We start from the raw sequence: 16,256 nt of genomic DNA, 5'->3' as shown, positions 1-16,256 counted from the left end.
GAAGGGCGGGGGCGGCTACACGGGCGGCGTGAAGTGAAGGTTGGGCCGGTCCAGGACCAGGCTTTGGGCCTGAAAGTGCTTTTGTTGAAGGGCTTTCGCATCGAGCCCGGCTAGTGCCAGGCTGGGCAGCACCAGGTCGACGCGCAGGCCACCGGGCTTGCCCTGCCCCGGCGCGGGCGGCCGAATCCGCACCGAGCGCAGCGTAAACGTGCCCGCCGAAGTCGACAGCTGCAGGCTACCCAGCGCCAGCGCATGCGCCGCCACGGTGGCCTGGCTGCGGCCCAGCGCCACTTCCCAGGCTTTGGCGAAGAAAATGCGTTGTGCGTTGGGCGCGTTCACCGAGTCGAAATGAATGGCCGTACCCGCCACTTCCAAGCCGTGGATAATGGGGTTGGCCGCCGCGCCCTGCACCCGCACGTAGCCGCCGCGCACGTCCAGGTGGGCCAAATCCAGACTTTTGAGATAATCCGTCGCCGACTTCGAATTTCCCGCCGAGCTGTTGGCCGGTAAAACGGCCGTTACCTGCGGTAGCTGAATCAGCAGCGAATCGGCCCGGAACCGGTGCTGGTGCTGCAAGGCCGCCGCCTGCAGCCCCGTGAGGCGCAGGCGCGGCAGCAGCAAATCGACGCGGGGCTGGTCGGTACGGGCGGCCTCCAGCGGCTGCACGCGCCCGGAATCGAGCTGAATCAGGTGGTCGGCGGTGGCAATGGTGAGCCCGGCCACGGCCAGCTGGTGGCCGGCTGCCTGTCCTTGCGCATGCTGAAGTAGGAGATTCCAGCCAATGGCGTAGCCCAGGCGCTGCGAATCGGCCGCGCCGGCCGCGCTGATGAGCAGGTTTTGGGCGCTCAAATCGGCGCGTCGGAAGCGGGCCGTGGGCTGGGCCTGCGCCCCGCTGGGCTGGTAGTTGGCGCGGGTGTGCAGCAGGCCGAAGTAGCGGATATCCAGTCCTTTAAGCTTAAGCGGTAATTGCTCGTACAGCGGCTTTCCGGCGTTTTTGGTGGGTTTTCGGGCCAAAGCCAGTACCTCAATCCGGGCCGAGTCCAGCACCACGCTATCAATGGGCACCACACCTTTGCGCAGCAGCGCCAGCAGGCCGATGCCCGTAACATTGAGCTGCGCTGCGTCGAGTTGCACGCGGGGCAGCGTATCGGCCACGGTAGCGGCTGGGCGCAGGCGCAGGCCACTTAGCCGGATGGCGCGCTGCCACAGGCTGGTGTGCAGTGCGCCCACTTGCAGGCGGTACTGGCCGTGGGTTTGGGTGGTCACCTACTGCTCCAGCTTGCGGCGCAGCCAGGGGTCGAGCAGCTGCTGCACCACCAGGGTGATTCCCAGCAGCACGATTGCCGCGCCCAGCAGCCACCAGACCCAACGGCGGGACCGGGGCGTGGGCGCTTCCGACACGGGGAGCGCGGAGAGCGGCGGAAGGGCCGTTGGTTTCTCTGATTCAAATACGACTGGAGGCGGAAAGCGGGTAACGCAAATGGACCCGGTCAGGGTTGTGCTTTGACGCATTAAGTCGATGAAAAGGCCCGGTTTGCCGACCGGCCTGCTGGTTGAAAATGCCAGCTGGACAGTTGCCACTTCGGTCATATTCATTACTTTTAGCCTATGCCTACCCCATCTTCCGCCTATGCCCTGGGCGCGGCCCTGCTGGCTACCTTCTGCCACAATTTTCAGCAGTATAAAACCCTGGCCGACCGTGCCCTGGTCCAGCTCAGCGATGCTGAGTGGGGGCAGCAGCCCGCGCCGGGCAGCAACAGAGCGGTCGTTATCGTGCAGCACATGGCGGGCAACCTGCGCTCCCGTCTTACCGATTTTCTGACCACCGACGGCGAAAAGCCGGTCCGCCAGCGCGACCAGGAGTTTGAGGAGTCCCGCGACGTGGCCGACATCCCAGCGCTGCGGCAGGAGTGGGAAGCCGCGTGGCGCATCCTGTTCAATTTGCTGAACGAGCTCCAACCCGCCGATTTGCTGCGCATCGTCACCATTCGGGGCGAGGCGCACACCGTGCTGGAGGCTGTGCAGCGGCAGGTGGCCCACTACACCGCGCATGCCGGGCAGCTGGTGCAACTGGCCAAAATCATTCGGGGCGAAGGTTTTCAGTCCCTGAGCATCCCGCGCGGGCAGAGCCGGCAGTTCAATCAAACCATGCAAAACCGTAAATAAGCCTTCCCGTGCATCTACTTGGCCGTACTCCCGTAAGCAGTGAGCCGATATTTCAGCCCGATTTCCAATCTGGCTGCCCCGCCGAAAACACCGATTGGCCCCCGCCCCATATGCTCGCCATCACCACGCTGCTCAGCCCGCCCCACGCCGCCCGCATCAACCGCATCATCAAGCGGCTCGAAAAGAAATTCGGCATCGACGACGTGCAGGCCACTCCCGACCCGCACCTGACCTACCAGCTGGCCGGCGTGCACAAGCTCTCGGCCCTGAAGAAAGTGCTGGCCGACGTGGCCGCCACCACCGAGCCCTTTCCGGCCTTCACGACCGGTCTGGGCGTGTTTCCGGGCGAGCGGCCGGTCATCTACATCCCGGTGCTGCGCTCCGACGCCCTCAATGCCCTGCACCACCGCATCATCGAGGCCACTGCGCCGCTGTGCCTGCGCACCGACAAGTTCAGCGGCCCCGACTGCTGGCTGCCGCACATCTCTCTGGCCCTGCACGACACCACTCCCGACCTGCTGGGTCCGGTGCTGAGCTTCCTCAACGAGGAAACCTACAACCTGAAAATCGAGATAAATAACATTGCCATTCTGCGGCAGCAGGGCGAGTTTTTTCTGCAGGAAGAAGCGTTTGAGCTGGGCGCAAAAGTTGCGCTGGCAGCAGCGAAGTAGTATTCATAAATGCCATATTATCAGCTCGTCATGCAGAGCGCAGCGAAGCATCTTGCCCGCAGGAAGTAATCCAGTCGAAGGGATTAGTGACTGCGGGCAAGATGCTTCGCTGCGCTCTGCATGACGTTCTTTTTGATTCACTAAATTCCCTATACAGAAGGCGGAATCTGCGTGTCGTTATCCAGGCTCTGCCACAGGTACTTGCAGGCCAGGGAGCGGTAGGGCCGCCATGGCTCGGCAATGACAAGCATGCGCTTTTGGAGGGCGCGGCCGGTTTCCTCCAGGCCGTAGTGTCGGCGCATGGCGTTCTGCACGCCCAGGTCGCCCTCGGCAAACACGTCGGGCTGGTCGAGGGCGAACATTTGCAGCATTTGCGCCGTCCAGCGGCCCACGCCTTTGATGGCGGTAAGGTGCTGGGTGAAGGCATCTTCTGACAGGCTGGTGAGGTGCTCGTAGTCGAGCAGGCCGCGCTCATTGTACTCAGCAATGGCTTTGAGGTAGCCGGCTTTTTGGCGCGAGAGGCCGGCGGCGCGCAGCTCGTCTTCGCTCAGGGCCAGCACTTCGCGCGGCTCGGGGTAGCCCTCGGGCGGAAACAGGGCCTGGAAGCGCTTCCAGATGGCGGCGGTGGCTTTGTTCGAAATCTGCTGGCTTACGATGGCGCGCAGCAGGGCCAGGTACAGGTCTTCGTGGGGGCGCGGGTGAATGGCGCGGCCCGTGGCAATGACGGCCCCCAAAATCGGGTCGGCGGCCGAAAGGTGTTCGATGGCGGCTTGGTTGAGCATCTGGTAGGGCGTGAGGTGGGCTTAGTCCGGCAGGTCGGCGGGGTCAACGGGAATCATCACAATAGCAAGCACTTCGCCAGTGGGGGAGAGGCGCAGGCCCGTGAGGTTGCGCCCGAATACCGCCCCGGTATCGATGTACATCGTGTGGGATTCGGGGTCATGCAGGGGCTCACCGTCATCCATGGGGGTGTGGCCCACCACTTGCAGCTGCGGCAGCCGCCGAAGCGGCCCGCGCCGCCACAGAATGCCATCGGGGTTGTCGCGGTCCATGGCCACGGCCAGCGGGAAATCGGCTAGGCCGGCGTGGCTCACCAGCACATGGTCGTTTTGCCACAGCAGCTGGCGCTGTTCGAGCCAGGGCAGGTGCCGGGCCAGTAGCTTGGGCTTTAGCTTGTATTGGTCGGCGGTGCTGCGGCCGCCCCAGTTCAGCCAGGCGGGGTAGGGGCCCTGGGGGCCAAAGTGGTGCAGCAGGCAAAGCTCGTGGTTGCCCATCAGGAAAGTGGTCGACTCGGGGTACTGCTCACTCAGCTGGCGGGCCAGCTCCACGGTTTCGGGGGTGCGGGTGCCCCGGTCCACCAAATCGCCCACCTGAATGAGGTGCTCGGTGGCCGGGTTCCAGTGTTTCAGCAGGTTGCTGAAGGTGCGGAAGCAGCCGTGCACGTCGCCGATGATGAATAGATTCATGGCTCAGAAAACAGTGAGAAGGCAGCGGAAAGGTCCCTTGAAATGAAACGTGCGTCAGGCGTGCTTTTCTACTTCTTCCGGCTGTGGCTGCGCCACGCCCAGCCAGCGCACCAGCGGCCCGATGGTAAGGCCCTGGCCGATAATCGAAAACACCACCACCACGTAGGTGATGCCCACCAGCAGCTCGCGCGGCATGCTGGCGGGCAGGCTCAGGGCCAGCGCCACGGCCAGCCCGCCCCGCAGCCCGCCCCAGGTGAGCACAATGGTGCCGTGGTCGGAAACCTTAAACGTGGACCGGATGCGCAGCAGCCCCAGCGGCAGGGCCACCGCCACCATGCGGGCCACCAGCACAACGCCAATGGCCGCTACCCCCGCCAGCACCGTGCGCCCGGGAATGTGCAGCACCAGCACCTCCAGCCCCATCAGCACAAACAGCAGCGCGTTCAGCACTTCATCAATGAGCTCCCAGAACTTGTCCACGTAGTTTTGCGACTCATTCGAGAGCACCCCGCCGGTGCGGCTGAAATGGCCCACCAGCAAGCCGGCCATTACCATGGCCAGCGGCCCCGAAGTATGCAGCCGCGTGGCCAGGGCCGTGCCGCCGGCCACCAGCGCCAGCGTGATGAGCACTTCCACCTGGTAGTTGTCGATGGTGCGCAGTAGCCAGCCCGTGCCCAGCCCCAGCATGGTGCCCAGCACCAGCCCGCCCACCGTTTCGCGCAGAAAGATGCCGAGGGCGTGGCTCAGCGTGACATCGCCGGGGCCCAGCAAGGCCACTTCCAGCGTTACCACAAACAGCACCACGCCCACGCCGTCGTTGAACAGCGACTCCCCCACAATCTTGGTTTCCAGGGCTTTCGGGATATTAGCTTTGGTCAGAATGCTAAGCACGGCCACCGGGTCGGTGGGCGAAATAAGGGCCCCGAACAGCAGGCAATAGATAAACGGCGTGGGAAGCCCAAACCACGGCAGCATCAGGTACATGGCCCCGGCCACGATGCCCGTACTCAGTGGCGTGCCCACCAGTGCCAGTATGCCCACCGGCCAGCGCAGCCGCCCCAGGCTGCGGGTATCAACGTGAATGGCCCCCGCAAACAGCAGGAACCCCAGCATTACCTGCATTACGATGGTGCTGAAATCCAGCTTGTTCACCAGGTTCGCGAATTTCAGCACGGGTTTTACGTCGAACCGTGCCAGCCCCACCAGCGCCAGCGATGCCACCAGCCCAAGCACCATCAGGCCGATGGCGGTCGGCATTTTCAAAAAACGCAGGTTGACGTAGGCAAAGGCGGCAGCTAAAACGAGCAGAAGCGCAAGGGCGGTGTATAGGTCCAAGGTAATGGGGTGAGGGTAGGCAACAAAGAAAAAGGACCGTCATGCTGAGCTTGTCGAAGCATCGCTACCGCGCAATGCAATCCAATCCAATCGCAAGGATTTACTGTTGCGGTAGCGATGCTTCGACAGGCTCAGCATGACGGTCGCACAAAACCAAGGTTCTACGATATTTCCGCCAGGGCGGCCTCAATGCGCGCCACCATGGCGTCGTCCACGTCGAGGTGCGTCACAAAGCGAATCCACTGCGGCCCGAAGCTGCTGGCCCGGATGCCCTGTGCTTCCAGCGCGGCCAGGAAACCGGCGGCGGGCTGGGTGTCGTGCAGGCGGAAAATGACGAGGTTGGTTTCCGGGTTCAGCACCTCGGCCACGTAGGGCTGCAGGCGCAGCGTGGCCGCCAGCCGGGCGGCGCGGCGATGGTCATCGGCCAAGCGGTCAACATTATTTTCCAGCGCATACAGGCCGGCGGCCGCCAGGTAGCCGGCCTGCCGCCACCCGCCGCCCATCACCTTGCGGATGCGCTTGCACTTCTGGATAAATGCCTTCGAGCCCAGCAATACCGAGCCCACCGGCGCGCCCAGGCCTTTGCTCAAACACACCGAGATAGAGTCGAAAATTTGTCCATAATCTTCGCTGCGCTGCCCGGTAGCCACCAGTGCGTTGAAAATGCGAGCCCCGTCTAGGTGCCGCGCAAGCCCATGCTGCTTCGCCACCTCGCTGATGGCCGCCATATCGTCCCAGCTATAGCAACTGCCACCGCCCCGGTTGTGCGTGTTCTCCAGGCATACGAGGCGAGTAGTGGGGTAATGCACGTTTTCGGGCCGGATGGCGGCTTCCACCTGCGCGGCCGTGAGGCGGCCCCGGTCGCCGGGCAGCAGCGCCACCGATGCGGCGGAGTGGAAAGCGATACCGCCCACTTCCCACAGGTAAACGTGGGCCGTCTGCTCGCAGATAACCTCGCTCAGCGGCTCGGTGTGGGCCTTAATGGCAATCTGGTTGGTCATCGTGCCCGAGGGGCAAAACAGGCCGGCTTCCAGCCCGAAGCGGGCAGCGGCGGCTTCTTCGAGGCGGCGCACGGTGGGGTCTTCCTCATACACATCGTCGCCCACGGGCGCGGCCCACATGGCCGCCAGCATGGCAGGCGTGGGGCGGGTCACGGTATCGGAGCGCAAATCAACCAGGGGTAGTTGGGGGTTTTCAGCAGGCATAAGATGGGAACAATAGTAGGGAGCGAATGGAAACCGACGCGGCAAAAGCCGCCCGCAAAGCCTCTGCGCCGCAAACCAGCGCTAAGCTCCCCGGGCCGTGCAAAGCCGCCGGGGCAAAAGTAGCGCCCGAAACCCGGGGACTATCCATTGTCTGAATACGCAGTAATTCAGCAAAATGCCTCGTGGGCTTGCACTTTCAAAATGAAAGCCCTACTTTTGCCCTCCGTTTCGTAAGCCCCTAGACTTTAACCAATCCGGCACCATGTCCGTTACCCGCCTCAAGCGCAAGCACCGCAAGAACATTGCCCGCGCCAACAATAAGAAGAGCATTATCAAGGAGTTGCTCCGCACGCCCGTCCTGAAAAACGTGGACCTGGAAGAGCTGAAGTCGCGCTTCACCACTCCTGGTGCCGCCGCTCCCGCTGCTACAGCTCCCGCCGCCAAGGCTGCTAAAACCACCGAAGCCGCCGACAACGCCGCCGCTTTCGACACAGCTGATGCCGTGACCAAGCCGGTGAACGCCGACGGTCAGGAAGGTGAGCACCCCAAGCCTGAGATTGCGCTGTAAGTAACTTTTCGCTGGCCATTGGGCACAGGCCGAAGCAATTCGGTCGGTTGCCCCGGGCAGCCCAAAAAATCGACAAGCCCCGTTTCCTGTTTTACAGGTCGCGGGGCTTGTTGGCTTTGCCACGGGTGTCGGCTCTCACGTTGCCATGCTACGCTGCGTTCCCTTCACAGTGGGAACCGGAGCTGCCGCGCTTGCCCAGCTCCACGGCCTGCAAATCCACCACCTTGCCCGCCTCAATGCCAAAGCGCAGCAGCGTGCGAACCTGGTGGAAGCCGTGCCGGCCGGCCGCGCCGGGGTTCAGGTGCAGCAGGTGCCGCCGGGGGTCGGGCATTACCCGCAGAATGTGCGAGTGCCCGGTGATGAACAGCCCCGGCCGCGTGCTGTCGAGCAGGGGCCGGGCAGCAGGGGCGTAGTGCCCGGGGTAGCCGCCAATGTGGGTAATTAAAACCCGCAGCCCCTCAAGCTCAAAGTCTTGAACCAGGGGTTGGGACCTTCGCACGTCCGTGCCGTCGATATTGCCGTACACGCCCCGGAAGCGCGGCGCTAAGGCCTCCAATTCGTCCACCACGCGGGAATCGCCGAAATCGCCGGCGTGCCATATTTCGTCGCAGTCGCGCAGATGATGCGCAATTCGCTCGTCGAGGTAGCCGTGGGTGTCGGAAAGCAGGCCAATACGTGTCATGCCGCAAATATGGGGGCACCCGGCGAATCAGTCCGGCCCCGTATCTTGCAGCTGCTGCCACCGACCAGACTCCTAATTCTTATTCCTGACTTCGGCGGCTTGCTTTGGCCCGACGTCTTTTCTCAATCCGCTTCCTCCGATGAACATTTTCATCAACGATATTCCGCTGGTTATCAAGAAACTCAGCGAAAAAGTGTACAAGCACAAGTTTGACCTCATTCTCAGCCCCGACGACGACTTTACGTCCAAGGACCTGGTGGGCGATGTGCTGGTGCGCGACGCCGGTCCGCTGTTTGTCGACCGCCTGCTGCGCCTGATGGAAGTGAAGAAGCTGAAAAAGCTGAAATCGCTGACCATGCTGGTCAAAAAGAAGAAATTCATCACCCTGCACTTCAAAGACCAGTTCAAAATTGCCAAGGCTGGCGGCGGGCTGGTGGTGAAAGGCGACCAGGTGCTGATGATTTATCGTCTCGGCAAATGGGACCTGCCCAAGGGCAAGCTCAAGAGCGATGAGGACCAGGCCGCTGGCGCCCTGCGCGAAGTGGAAGAGGAAACGAACATTAAGCTGGAGCTCGGTGAGGAATTGCCCAGTACCTGGCACAGCTACGCCTACAAAGGCAACAAGATGCTGAAGAAAACCAGCTGGTTCCTCATGAAGTGCCTCGATGACAGCCTGATGAAGCCCCAGACCGAGGAGTACATCGAGGAAGTGCGTTGGATGTCGCCGCAGGAAGCCCTGACCAAGCTGGAAGATTCGTACGCCTCCATTGCGCTGGTGGTGCGCCACTACCTCAGCAACATGGCCGGCAAGCCCACCAAAGAGCCGGCAACGGGTAAATAACCGTACCTTGCCGGGCGATGCAGTGGTCTCAGATACTTTTGGGTGGTGTGCTGATGGTTGGGATGGGGGCCTGCTCGGGCGCTCATGAGTCCAACCATGACCGTGCCGTAACCGCCGTTGCCACGGCGGCCCTGCAACTGCCGCAAGTGGATGTGCCTGGCCTGCTGCCGCTTACTATTGATGGGATAAGCCGGCAGCTGGGGCGGGGCCTGCCGGTGCCGGATGCCTTGCTGGACCCTACGCGGGCACCTTCAATCCATACCAATGAGCAGCCCGACTCGACCCTGCTGTTTCAGCACCGGGGCCTGGCCATTGTGGTTGCCTATGATGCCCACACGCGCCAGGTGAACGAGCTGATGCTAATGGGCAGCAACGAGAACGAACTGATGGCCCGTAGCGGCCTGCAGCTCAGCTCAGCCGAATACTTGGTGCTGCCATTTTTTCAGCACCAGCACCCCACGCGGTTTATGGGCCTGCGGGTGCTGGCGCTGGCCCTCAGCCAGTAGCTGCCGCTCTAGTGCGCCAGGGGCGGCATCGGAAAAGGCAGGAAAGCCTCCACATTGCCCCCAAAACGGTGAATGTCGCGAATAATGGTGCTGCTGATGGCTCCAAGCGTGGGCGAGGTCAGGAGGAATACCGTTTCCAGCCTGGCATTGATGTGCTGGTTGCCGTAGGCGATGGGCTTTTCATACTCGAAATCGGGACTGTTGCGCAGGCCACGCAGCAGGAAAGCCGCCCCAGTTTCCCGGGCAAACTCGGCCGTGAGGCCTTTAAAAGTGCGCACCGATACCCGGGGCTCGTCCTCAAAAAGCCCGGCAATCAACCCCTGCATCTGCTCAACGGGCAGGTAGCGCTGCTTACTGCTGTTGGTACCGATGGCAATAATGATGTGGTCGAACAGCGCCATCCCGCGTTGCACAATGTCGAGGTGGCCGTTGGTGAACGGGTCGAAGGAACCAGGAAAAAGGGCGGTGCGGGGCATTTATGGGGAGTTAGGAGTTAGGAGTTATGAGTTAAGAGGCAGGAATTATCAGTTCTGAATCGACGCGATGACAACTCATAACTCCTGCCTCTTAACTCATAACTCCACTATGCGAAGTGCAGGCTGAATAGGTCGAAATAGCGGTATTCGAACACATCATTGAGACGGTAGCTGTACTCCACGTTGCCGGGGCGGGGGCCGAAATGCACGTTGCGCACATAGGTGCGCAGCAGGCTGAACACGGCTGAATCGGGCATGAGCTCACCCCATACGGTCACGTCGTCCTGGTCGGGGTCGAGGGCCAGCTCCTGCATCACGAGGATGGTGTAGTACACCACGTCCTCGGCGGTGGTGCACGGGAACACGTTGCAGTACTCCAGGTGCTGGCCCAGCACGACCAGCGTGAGCTCCTGCGGGCCGGGGTTGAGATACAGGCGGCGGGGAGATGCCGCGCCGCGCTGGTGCACCAGGCCGGCCAGCAGCGCGCTGGTGTGGTGCAGCAGCCGGCCGGTGGCCCCGTACGTGGCCGTGAGCCACTCGGCCAGGGCCGCGTCGGCGGCAAACACGTTCACCAGCTCCAGGCCGGGATGAGTGGTGTGGCGCACTACTTCGGTGGGCGTGGGGGTGTGGTGCAGGCGCAGGGCGGCGGCCTCGTCGCCGGCCCGGAATAGGGGAGACGGTAGCAGCGTAAATGCCCGGCCCGTGACGGCCAGCCGCACGGCGTTCCAGCCCCGCAGGCCCAGGAAATCGTGCTGGGCGGCCAGGGCGGGCACGCCGCCGCCGGGCAGCTGATAATCTTCCAGCACTACGAATTTGCGCCGTTCCACATCGGCCACGGCCAGGTGCAGGCGGGCCGGGCTGGCCAGCAGGTACAGGTTGTAAGCCCCCAGGTTGGTGGGGTCGAAGGTTTCGTCGCGCAGACGCAACAGGGGAGGCAATACAGCCGCCGACGCGGAATAAGCAGAAGTAGGAGCAGGCACGAATCGAAGCTAAACAGGCCAACGGCCGGGGCTAAAGATAAGGCCGCGCCTGGGGAAGCCGCTAAAAATACCGCGAGCCGGGCCGGCAGATTGCCGCCTCAAATCCTGCGCTGGTGGCCGGGTACGGCTCAGACGAAGCGTATCTGGGGTACAAACAGGTCGTCGGGGCTGAGCACCATGCGTAGCAGCGGGTGCACCTGGGCCGGGGGCACCTGCAGCAGCTGCCGGGGCGTAAACCATTGCAGCTCGGTAAGGAGCTGGCGGTCGGCGGCGTGCTCGGGGTCGTGGCCCAGCGTGGGTTGGGCGTCGGCATCGGCCACCACTTCAAAGAACAGCTCCAGGGCCTGCAGCTTGTCGGTGCTGAATTCGTGCAGGTGCAAAAAGCGCCCCACGCGCACCGTCAGGCCGGTTTCTTCCCGGAACTCCCGCACTAGCGCTTCTTTCAGGCTCTCGCCAAACTGCCAGCCCCCGCCCGGCGGCGACCAGAACGGCGCATCCTTCGGCAGCAGGCCCCGGTGGGCCGCCAGCAGCATCCCCCCGCCGCGCAGCAACAGCCCGCCCACCCGTACCCGCACTTTGCCGGAATATGCCTGAAGTAAATTGTCGGGGGAAATATTTGGCGAATCGAGCATAGCTTGGTGGAAAGAGTGGAAGGGCCGCAGGTGGTCAGGCAGCAGCGTTGTACGGCAAACGGCCCTAAAACGACATTGTTTTACTAATAAAATCTGAGGCGAGGTAAGGAGTTGTTATCGAGTATCTTATGCGCCGGCCTGGGCCGGCTGCTGCGCTGGGCTGGAGGCCTTGGCGCCGGCCAATTGTTGCGCCCCGAGGTGCGGGGGGCCTGCGCAAGCCAGTACCTTTGGCCCATGAATTCCGAAACTAACCTTCCCGCTCCTGCTACTTCTACCGACCTCGAAACCCGTATCCGGCGCAAGCTGCTGGGGCAGGGCTTCATGCACCTCATTGGGGCCGACCTGACGGTTATCACCCCCGGCCGCGTCGAAGCCGAGCTTACCATCGCCAGCCAGCATTTGCAGCAGCACGGCTTCACGCACGGTGGTCTCATTGCCACGCTGGCCGATTTGGTAGCCGGCTTCGCCGCCGTAACGCTGGTGCCCGAGGGCGTGGGGGTGGTCACCTCCGATTTGAAAATCTCCTACCTGCACCCCGGCGTGGGGCAGCGACTCCGCGCTATTGGCTGGGTGCTGAAACCCGGTCGCCGCCTGCACTTCTGCGAGGCCGAAGTGTGGTGCGATGAGTTGATGATTGCCAAAGCCAGCGCCACGATGGCGGTGATTGAGCCGCAGTAATTTGCTCAGAAAATGGAAAATGCGGGTAAGAAGTATTTCGCCTATCATGTCCGCTGGCAACATCGGGAGGGGTTTCTACTATGGATGGACCTCCCGGAACCGGGAAGGGAATCACTCTGGACCGATGCCCAAAACAAAGTGCCCATTTTCGATACGTATCAGCAGCTAAATTCCTTTGCACTCGGTTTAAATAAACAGTTGCAGAAGCAGGAAGCTTAGCTAACTAATCTTGATGCAATAGTCGCATGGTTGGTAAGTGGTGCTGAGCAGCCAGTGGGGGAATATTTGAGTGTCTGGAATTTGTTCGATGATTTGAGTGCCGGCGTTCAGAAGCTATTCGTGGGCAATGAGCACAACTCGGCGCGAAACCGGGTTTTTGACTTGCTTTACGCCCAAAGTGGGCCATACCTCAATTCAGATATGGAATTGCCTTGGCGCGTAAATGGTCCGGTACAATGGTAACCGGCAGACCTGAATACCTTGCGCCACATCCTAGCACAAGGGCTTGAATTATGGCAGCAAAGCACTTTTTGGCAAGAGAAGGCTTAAAACACCAAAAAGAATTTGCCCCAGCACATGCTGGCAATCGATAATTAATTGCTGAAAAACTGTGTCATTGCTCTCCCTCCGCACCCCGTCCGTTCGCGACTATTTCCCTTACGAGCCCACCGACGACCAAGCTCTACTCTTCGCCCAGCTCGATGCGTTTTTGCGCGACCAGCTGCCGGGCCGTAAGGTGTTTGTGCTGCGCGGCTACGCGGGCACCGGCAAAACCACCGTGGTGAGCGCCCTGGTGCAGTGGCTGCACAAAATGCAGCGCAAATACACCCTGATGGCTCCTACGGGCCGGGCGGCGAAGGTGATGGCCGGCTACGCGGGCGTGGCCGCCAGCACCATCCATAAAAAGATTTACCGCCAAACCAGCGGCTCGCCCTCCGAGCGGCTCAACTTCCAGCGCCAGCCCAACCGCGCCGAGCAGACGCTGTACATCGTGGACGAAGCCTCGATGATTTCGGACGAGAAAGCCTTCGGCGAGAATGGCTTGCTGGATGATTTGATGGGCTTCGTATTCGAGAAAACCAGTAATAAGCTCCTCGTTATCGGCGATACGGCGCAGCTGCCGCCGGTGGGCCAGCTCCTGAGCCCGGCCCTCGACCCGGAGCTGCTGGCCCACCGCTTCCGCGCCGACGTGGGCACCGTGGAGCTACGCCAGGTGATGCGCCAGGCCCAGGAATCGGGTATTCTGGTAAATGCCACCGAGCTGCGCGAGGAGTTGCGTGAGCAAGCGCCTAATATCCAGCTGCATACCAAGGGATTCCGGGATATTTTCAAGATGGGCGGCGACAAGCTGGAGGACGGCCTGCGCTGGGCCTACCGCCAGTACGGCCACGAAAACACCACCATCATCTGCCGTTCCAACCGCAATGCCAACCAGTACAACCAGCTTATTCGCAGGGCGTTGTTTGATGCCGAGGAGGAGATTGAGGGCGGCGACTACCTCATGGTGGTGCGCAATAACTACTACTGGCTGCCCAAGGAGTCAGAAATCGGCTTTCTGGCCAACGGTGATTTCCTCGAAATCAGGAAGGTAATTCGGCGGGAAGAGGTGTACGGCTTCCATTTTGCCCAGGCCCTGGTGCGGCTCGTGGATTATCCCGACGAGCCCGAAATTGAAGTCAAGCTGCTGCTCGACACGCTGCATACCGAGAGCCCGGCCCTGCCCTCCGATCGCAACAATGCCCTGTACCTGGCCGTGAGCGAGGATTATGCCCACCTCAAAACCAAGGCCGAGCGCTACAAGGAAATGCGCAAGGACCCCTACCTCAACGCCCTGCAAATCAAATTTGCCTACGCCCTGACGTGCCATAAGGCGCAGGGCGGGCAGTGGCAGGCCGTGTTTGTGGACCACGGCTTTTTGAAGCCCGATGAGCCGCTGGCGGGCGAATTTGCGCGCTGGCTCTACACGGCCATCACGCGGGCATCGGAGCGGCTGTTTCTGCTCAATTTTCAGCAGAAGCTAATCAGCGACCCGGTGGAGGAGGAGTAGGGGCGATTTGGAATATTCTCGTTGGAGAATGGGTATTTGCAACCGAAAAAGCTACCTTGCGGTGTTTCTTTTTTCACATTTTTCTACAAATCCCATTCATTCGTTTCCCATGAAACACTTTTCCTTAGCAGTACTATTGGTGCTGTTTGCTACCCTGCCGGCTCCGGCCCAAACGCGCGAAATTTATACCAATCCTAAATTTCGGGAGTTGGCCAAAGAACACAAAACCTTGGCGGTATTGCCTTTCAGCACTACGCTACAGCTGCGGCCGGCCGAGGTGAAGAAAAATGGCGGTGCCGAAGGGGTGCGGGCGTTGGAAGAGCGCGAGGGCCGGGGGGTACAAAGCGCCCTGCAATCGTATTTTCTCAAGCAGAAAGCTGACAAAGACATGGATGTTGATGTGCAGGACGTGGCCAGAACTAACGCATTGCTGGCTAAAAATGGTGTAACTTCCGATAAGCTGGCCACCATGACGATGGAAGAGGTTGCTCAAATGCTGGGCGTAGATGGCGTGATTTCGGGCACCTTCGAAAGCAGCCAGCCCATGTCGGGCGGGGCTGCGGTGGCCATGCTGATGGTGGGCGGCTTTTCGGGGCCTACCAACACGGGCAAGCTGGCCATCAGCATCAACGACGGCAAGAGCGGCGAGCTGTTGTGGAAATACGACAAAAGCCTTTCGCGTGGGTTTGGGTCGGATACCAACTCTATCATTACCACTATTATGCGCAAGGCTTCGCGGCAATTTCCTTATTCCAAAGAATTTAAAGGGTAGCCAATTGGTTAAAAGGGCGTTCACCAGGGCTTCAGGTGATGGAGGCTAGTTTGGCCGAAAATTTGTTAGGCTCCGCCTGCCTGATATGCGGCCTCATTGGCCCCGACTCCCTAAATTTGTTTAATCCGTTTAACTCTCAGATTTCCATGAAAAAAACCCTGCTTCTCGCCCTGAGCCTGACCGCTGCCGCTTACACCGCCCAGGCCCAGGCCCCGGCCGCTAAGGCCGCCACCACGGCTGGCCCCGCCATCACGTTCGAAGAAGTGAAATACGACTTCGGTTCCGTGGTGCAGGGCGGTACCGTGGACCATACGTTCAAGTTCAAGAATACGGGCACGGCACCCCTCGTCATCTCCAACATTGGCGTGAGTTGCGGCTGTACCACCCCGGAGTGGACCAAAGCCCCGGTTGCGCCCGGCAAAACCGGCACCATCGCCGCTCACTTCAACTCGACCGGCAAAATGGGCATGCAGAACAAAGTGCTGACCATTGAGTCGAACGCCGCCGCTGGCAGCACCACCGTTTCGCTGGTTGGGGAGGTAAAGGAGGTCTCTACGGCCGCCGCCAACGCCGCACCGGGCATGACCATGACCGACACCACGCCGATGGCCACCATGAAAGACAACGGCAAGAAGGTGAAGGAAAAGTCGGGCGACACCAAGCTGAAAACCAAAGTGAAGTAAGCTTTCGGTAACGACTGAAAACCTATACTAGAAAAGGCCGTCTGCGCAAGCAGACGGCCTTTTCTGCTTCCTGACAAATTATTTAAAGCGGAGTGGTACGACGATTTTTCGGTCGTCGCACCGCCCGGCTTCAAACCTACAGCTCGCGCACGGCCAGCGCCAGGCTCACCCAGCCGGCCAGGAACAGCAGCCCGCCAATGGGGGCCACCGCGCCCAGCTTGGTTACGCCCGTGAAGCACAGGGCATAGAGCGAGCCGCTGAATACCACGATGCCGCCCAGCCAGAGCGCGCCCGTGGTGCCCAGGCTGCGCAGCTCGGGGCGGGTGGCCCAGAGCACCCCAATGGCCAGGGCCGCCAGGGCGTGGTAGAACTGGTAGCGCACGGCGGTTTCGAAGGTATCGGCGCGGCCGGCCTTCACCAGCATATCGTGCAGGGCGTGCGCTCCGAAGGCCCCGATGGCCACGCCCAGACCGCCGAACAGGGCGGCCAGCTGAATTAAAAGTCGAGCTGTCATAATGAGAAATAAGGGGAGAATGGAGGCACGAAGG

Annotated in this window: 20 protein-coding genes; 9 read left to right on the top strand and 11 right to left on the bottom strand. The window is 61.3% G+C overall.

Annotated elements, in window-relative coordinates; translation table 11 throughout:
• Positions 1-15: 15 nt before the first annotated feature.
• Positions 16-1,266, bottom strand: coding sequence for a hypothetical protein (locus KQ659_RS13520; protein ID WP_216688404.1), 1,251 nt, complete (start codon positions 1,264-1,266; stop codon positions 16-18).
• The gene (locus tag KQ659_RS21505) at positions 1,267-1,401 is read right to left on the bottom strand and encodes a hypothetical protein (RefSeq protein ID WP_262905491.1); all 135 of its coding nucleotides are present in this window, start codon (positions 1,399-1,401) and stop codon (positions 1,267-1,269) included.
• Positions 1,402-1,608: 207 nt separating this feature from the next.
• Here KQ659_RS21505 and KQ659_RS13515 point away from each other — a divergent pair, with 207 nt between their 5' ends.
• Both KQ659_RS13515 and KQ659_RS13510 read left to right on the top strand, forming a co-directional pair.
• Entirely contained in the window at positions 1,609-2,166 is a 558-nt protein-coding gene (locus KQ659_RS13515; protein ID WP_216688405.1) for a DUF1572 family protein, read from the top strand.
• 110 nt (positions 2,167-2,276) lie between these two features.
• Positions 2,277-2,837: a 2'-5' RNA ligase family protein gene (locus KQ659_RS13510; RefSeq protein WP_216680576.1), complete on the top strand. Its 561-nt coding sequence runs from the start codon at positions 2,277-2,279 to the stop codon at positions 2,835-2,837.
• A 149-nt stretch (positions 2,838-2,986) separates the two neighbouring features.
• On the opposite strand, the gene KQ659_RS13505 is transcribed toward KQ659_RS13510, so the two are convergent.
• The 4 genes from KQ659_RS13505 to KQ659_RS13490 form a co-directional block, all read right to left on the bottom strand.
• The gene (locus tag KQ659_RS13505; RefSeq protein ID WP_216680577.1) at positions 2,987-3,619 is read right to left on the bottom strand and encodes a DNA-3-methyladenine glycosylase family protein; all 633 of its coding nucleotides are present in this window, start codon (positions 3,617-3,619) and stop codon (positions 2,987-2,989) included.
• A gap of 21 nt (positions 3,620-3,640) precedes the next feature.
• Positions 3,641-4,303, bottom strand: coding sequence for a metallophosphoesterase (locus KQ659_RS13500; RefSeq protein WP_216680578.1), 663 nt, complete (start codon positions 4,301-4,303; stop codon positions 3,641-3,643).
• 54 nt (positions 4,304-4,357) lie between these two features.
• Entirely contained in the window at positions 4,358-5,638 is a 1,281-nt protein-coding gene (locus KQ659_RS13495; protein ID WP_216680579.1) for a cation:proton antiporter, read from the bottom strand.
• Positions 5,639-5,799: 161 nt separating this feature from the next.
• Positions 5,800-6,843 (bottom strand): threonine aldolase family protein, encoded by a 1,044-nt coding sequence (locus tag KQ659_RS13490; protein WP_216680580.1) that lies wholly within the window; start codon positions 6,841-6,843, stop codon positions 5,800-5,802.
• 262 nt (positions 6,844-7,105) lie between these two features.
• Between KQ659_RS13490 and KQ659_RS13485 the strand changes: the two genes are divergently transcribed.
• Positions 7,106-7,411 carry a hypothetical protein gene (locus tag KQ659_RS13485; RefSeq protein WP_216690827.1) on the top strand — a complete coding sequence of 102 codons (306 nt, stop codon included), beginning with the start codon at positions 7,106-7,108 and terminating at the stop codon, positions 7,409-7,411.
• A 148-nt stretch (positions 7,412-7,559) separates the two neighbouring features.
• Here KQ659_RS13485 and KQ659_RS13480 read toward each other — a convergent pair whose 3' ends face one another.
• Positions 7,560-8,093, bottom strand: coding sequence for a metallophosphoesterase family protein (locus tag KQ659_RS13480; RefSeq protein ID WP_216680581.1), 534 nt, complete (start codon positions 8,091-8,093; stop codon positions 7,560-7,562).
• 139 nt (positions 8,094-8,232) lie between these two features.
• On the opposite strand from KQ659_RS13480, the gene KQ659_RS13475 reads away from it, so the two are divergent.
• Positions 8,233-8,934, top strand: coding sequence for an NUDIX hydrolase (locus KQ659_RS13475; protein WP_216680582.1), 702 nt, complete (start codon positions 8,233-8,235; stop codon positions 8,932-8,934).
• A gap of 17 nt (positions 8,935-8,951) precedes the next feature.
• Entirely contained in the window at positions 8,952-9,440 is a 489-nt protein-coding gene (locus KQ659_RS13470) for a hypothetical protein (protein ID WP_216680583.1), read from the top strand.
• 8 nt (positions 9,441-9,448) lie between these two features.
• Here KQ659_RS13470 and coaD read toward each other — a convergent pair whose 3' ends face one another.
• The 3 genes from coaD to KQ659_RS13455 all read right to left on the bottom strand — a co-directional run bounded on the left by coaD (position 9,449) and on the right by KQ659_RS13455 (position 11,528).
• A complete protein-coding gene (coaD, locus tag KQ659_RS13465; protein ID WP_216680584.1) occupies positions 9,449-9,916 on the bottom strand; it encodes a pantetheine-phosphate adenylyltransferase in 468 nt (155 codons plus the stop codon).
• Positions 9,917-10,023: 107 nt separating this feature from the next.
• Positions 10,024-10,896 (bottom strand): DUF3822 family protein, encoded by an 873-nt coding sequence (locus tag KQ659_RS13460; protein WP_216680585.1) that lies wholly within the window; start codon positions 10,894-10,896, stop codon positions 10,024-10,026.
• A gap of 128 nt (positions 10,897-11,024) precedes the next feature.
• Entirely contained in the window at positions 11,025-11,528 is a 504-nt protein-coding gene (locus KQ659_RS13455; protein ID WP_216680586.1) for an NUDIX domain-containing protein, read from the bottom strand.
• 234 nt (positions 11,529-11,762) lie between these two features.
• On the opposite strand from KQ659_RS13455, the gene KQ659_RS13450 reads away from it, so the two are divergent.
• From KQ659_RS13450 to KQ659_RS13435, 4 genes are all read left to right on the top strand, one after another.
• On the top strand, positions 11,763-12,206 hold the full coding sequence (locus KQ659_RS13450) for a PaaI family thioesterase (protein WP_216680587.1): 444 nt from the start codon (positions 11,763-11,765) through the stop codon (positions 12,204-12,206).
• 616 nt (positions 12,207-12,822) lie between these two features.
• Positions 12,823-14,253: an ATP-dependent DNA helicase gene (locus KQ659_RS13445; protein WP_216690658.1), complete on the top strand. Its 1,431-nt coding sequence runs from the start codon at positions 12,823-12,825 to the stop codon at positions 14,251-14,253.
• A 109-nt stretch (positions 14,254-14,362) separates the two neighbouring features.
• Positions 14,363-15,025, top strand: a complete 663-nt coding sequence (locus tag KQ659_RS13440; RefSeq protein WP_216680588.1) for a DUF4136 domain-containing protein — start codon at positions 14,363-14,365, stop codon at positions 15,023-15,025.
• Between the two features lie 146 nt (positions 15,026-15,171).
• Positions 15,172-15,708 carry a DUF1573 domain-containing protein gene (locus KQ659_RS13435; protein WP_216680589.1) on the top strand — a complete coding sequence of 179 codons (537 nt, stop codon included), beginning with the start codon at positions 15,172-15,174 and terminating at the stop codon, positions 15,706-15,708.
• A gap of 136 nt (positions 15,709-15,844) precedes the next feature.
• Here the strand turns inward: KQ659_RS13435 and KQ659_RS13430 are convergent, their stop codons facing one another.
• Positions 15,845-16,222 (bottom strand): DUF423 domain-containing protein, encoded by a 378-nt coding sequence (locus tag KQ659_RS13430; protein ID WP_168673412.1) that lies wholly within the window; start codon positions 16,220-16,222, stop codon positions 15,845-15,847.
• Positions 16,223-16,256: the final 34 nt, after the last annotated feature.

It is taken from the genome of Hymenobacter siberiensis (assembly GCF_018967865.2).
Lineage (GTDB): Bacteria > Bacteroidota > Bacteroidia > Cytophagales > Hymenobacteraceae > Hymenobacter > Hymenobacter siberiensis.
This window is presented reverse-complemented; position numbering and strand designations above follow the sequence as displayed.

Coding starts and splice junctions, on each gene's coding strand:
- KQ659_RS13515 (WP_216688405.1), top strand. CDS start 1,609: ATGCCTACCCCATCTTCCGCCTATGCCCTGGGCGCGGCCCTGCTGGCT.
- KQ659_RS13510 (WP_216680576.1), top strand. CDS start 2,277: ATGCTCGCCATCACCACGCTGCTCAGCCCGCCCCACGCCGCCCGCATC.
- KQ659_RS13505 (WP_216680577.1), bottom strand. CDS start 3,619: ATGCTCAACCAAGCCGCCATCGAACACCTTTCGGCCGCCGACCCGATT.
- KQ659_RS13500 (WP_216680578.1), bottom strand. CDS start 4,303: ATGAATCTATTCATCATCGGCGACGTGCACGGCTGCTTCCGCACCTTC.
- KQ659_RS13490 (WP_216680580.1), bottom strand. CDS start 6,843: ATGCCTGCTGAAAACCCCCAACTACCCCTGGTTGATTTGCGCTCCGAT.
- KQ659_RS13485 (WP_216690827.1), top strand. CDS start 7,106: ATGTCCGTTACCCGCCTCAAGCGCAAGCACCGCAAGAACATTGCCCGC.
- KQ659_RS13480 (WP_216680581.1), bottom strand. CDS start 8,093: ATGACACGTATTGGCCTGCTTTCCGACACCCACGGCTACCTCGACGAG.
- KQ659_RS13475 (WP_216680582.1), top strand. CDS start 8,233: ATGAACATTTTCATCAACGATATTCCGCTGGTTATCAAGAAACTCAGC.
- KQ659_RS13470 (WP_216680583.1), top strand. CDS start 8,952: ATGCAGTGGTCTCAGATACTTTTGGGTGGTGTGCTGATGGTTGGGATG.
- coaD (WP_216680584.1), bottom strand. CDS start 9,916: ATGCCCCGCACCGCCCTTTTTCCTGGTTCCTTCGACCCGTTCACCAAC.
- KQ659_RS13455 (WP_216680586.1), bottom strand. CDS start 11,528: ATGCTCGATTCGCCAAATATTTCCCCCGACAATTTACTTCAGGCATAT.
- KQ659_RS13450 (WP_216680587.1), top strand. CDS start 11,763: ATGAATTCCGAAACTAACCTTCCCGCTCCTGCTACTTCTACCGACCTC.
- KQ659_RS13440 (WP_216680588.1), top strand. CDS start 14,363: ATGAAACACTTTTCCTTAGCAGTACTATTGGTGCTGTTTGCTACCCTG.
- KQ659_RS13435 (WP_216680589.1), top strand. CDS start 15,172: ATGAAAAAAACCCTGCTTCTCGCCCTGAGCCTGACCGCTGCCGCTTAC.
- KQ659_RS13430 (WP_168673412.1), bottom strand. CDS start 16,222: ATGACAGCTCGACTTTTAATTCAGCTGGCCGCCCTGTTCGGCGGTCTG.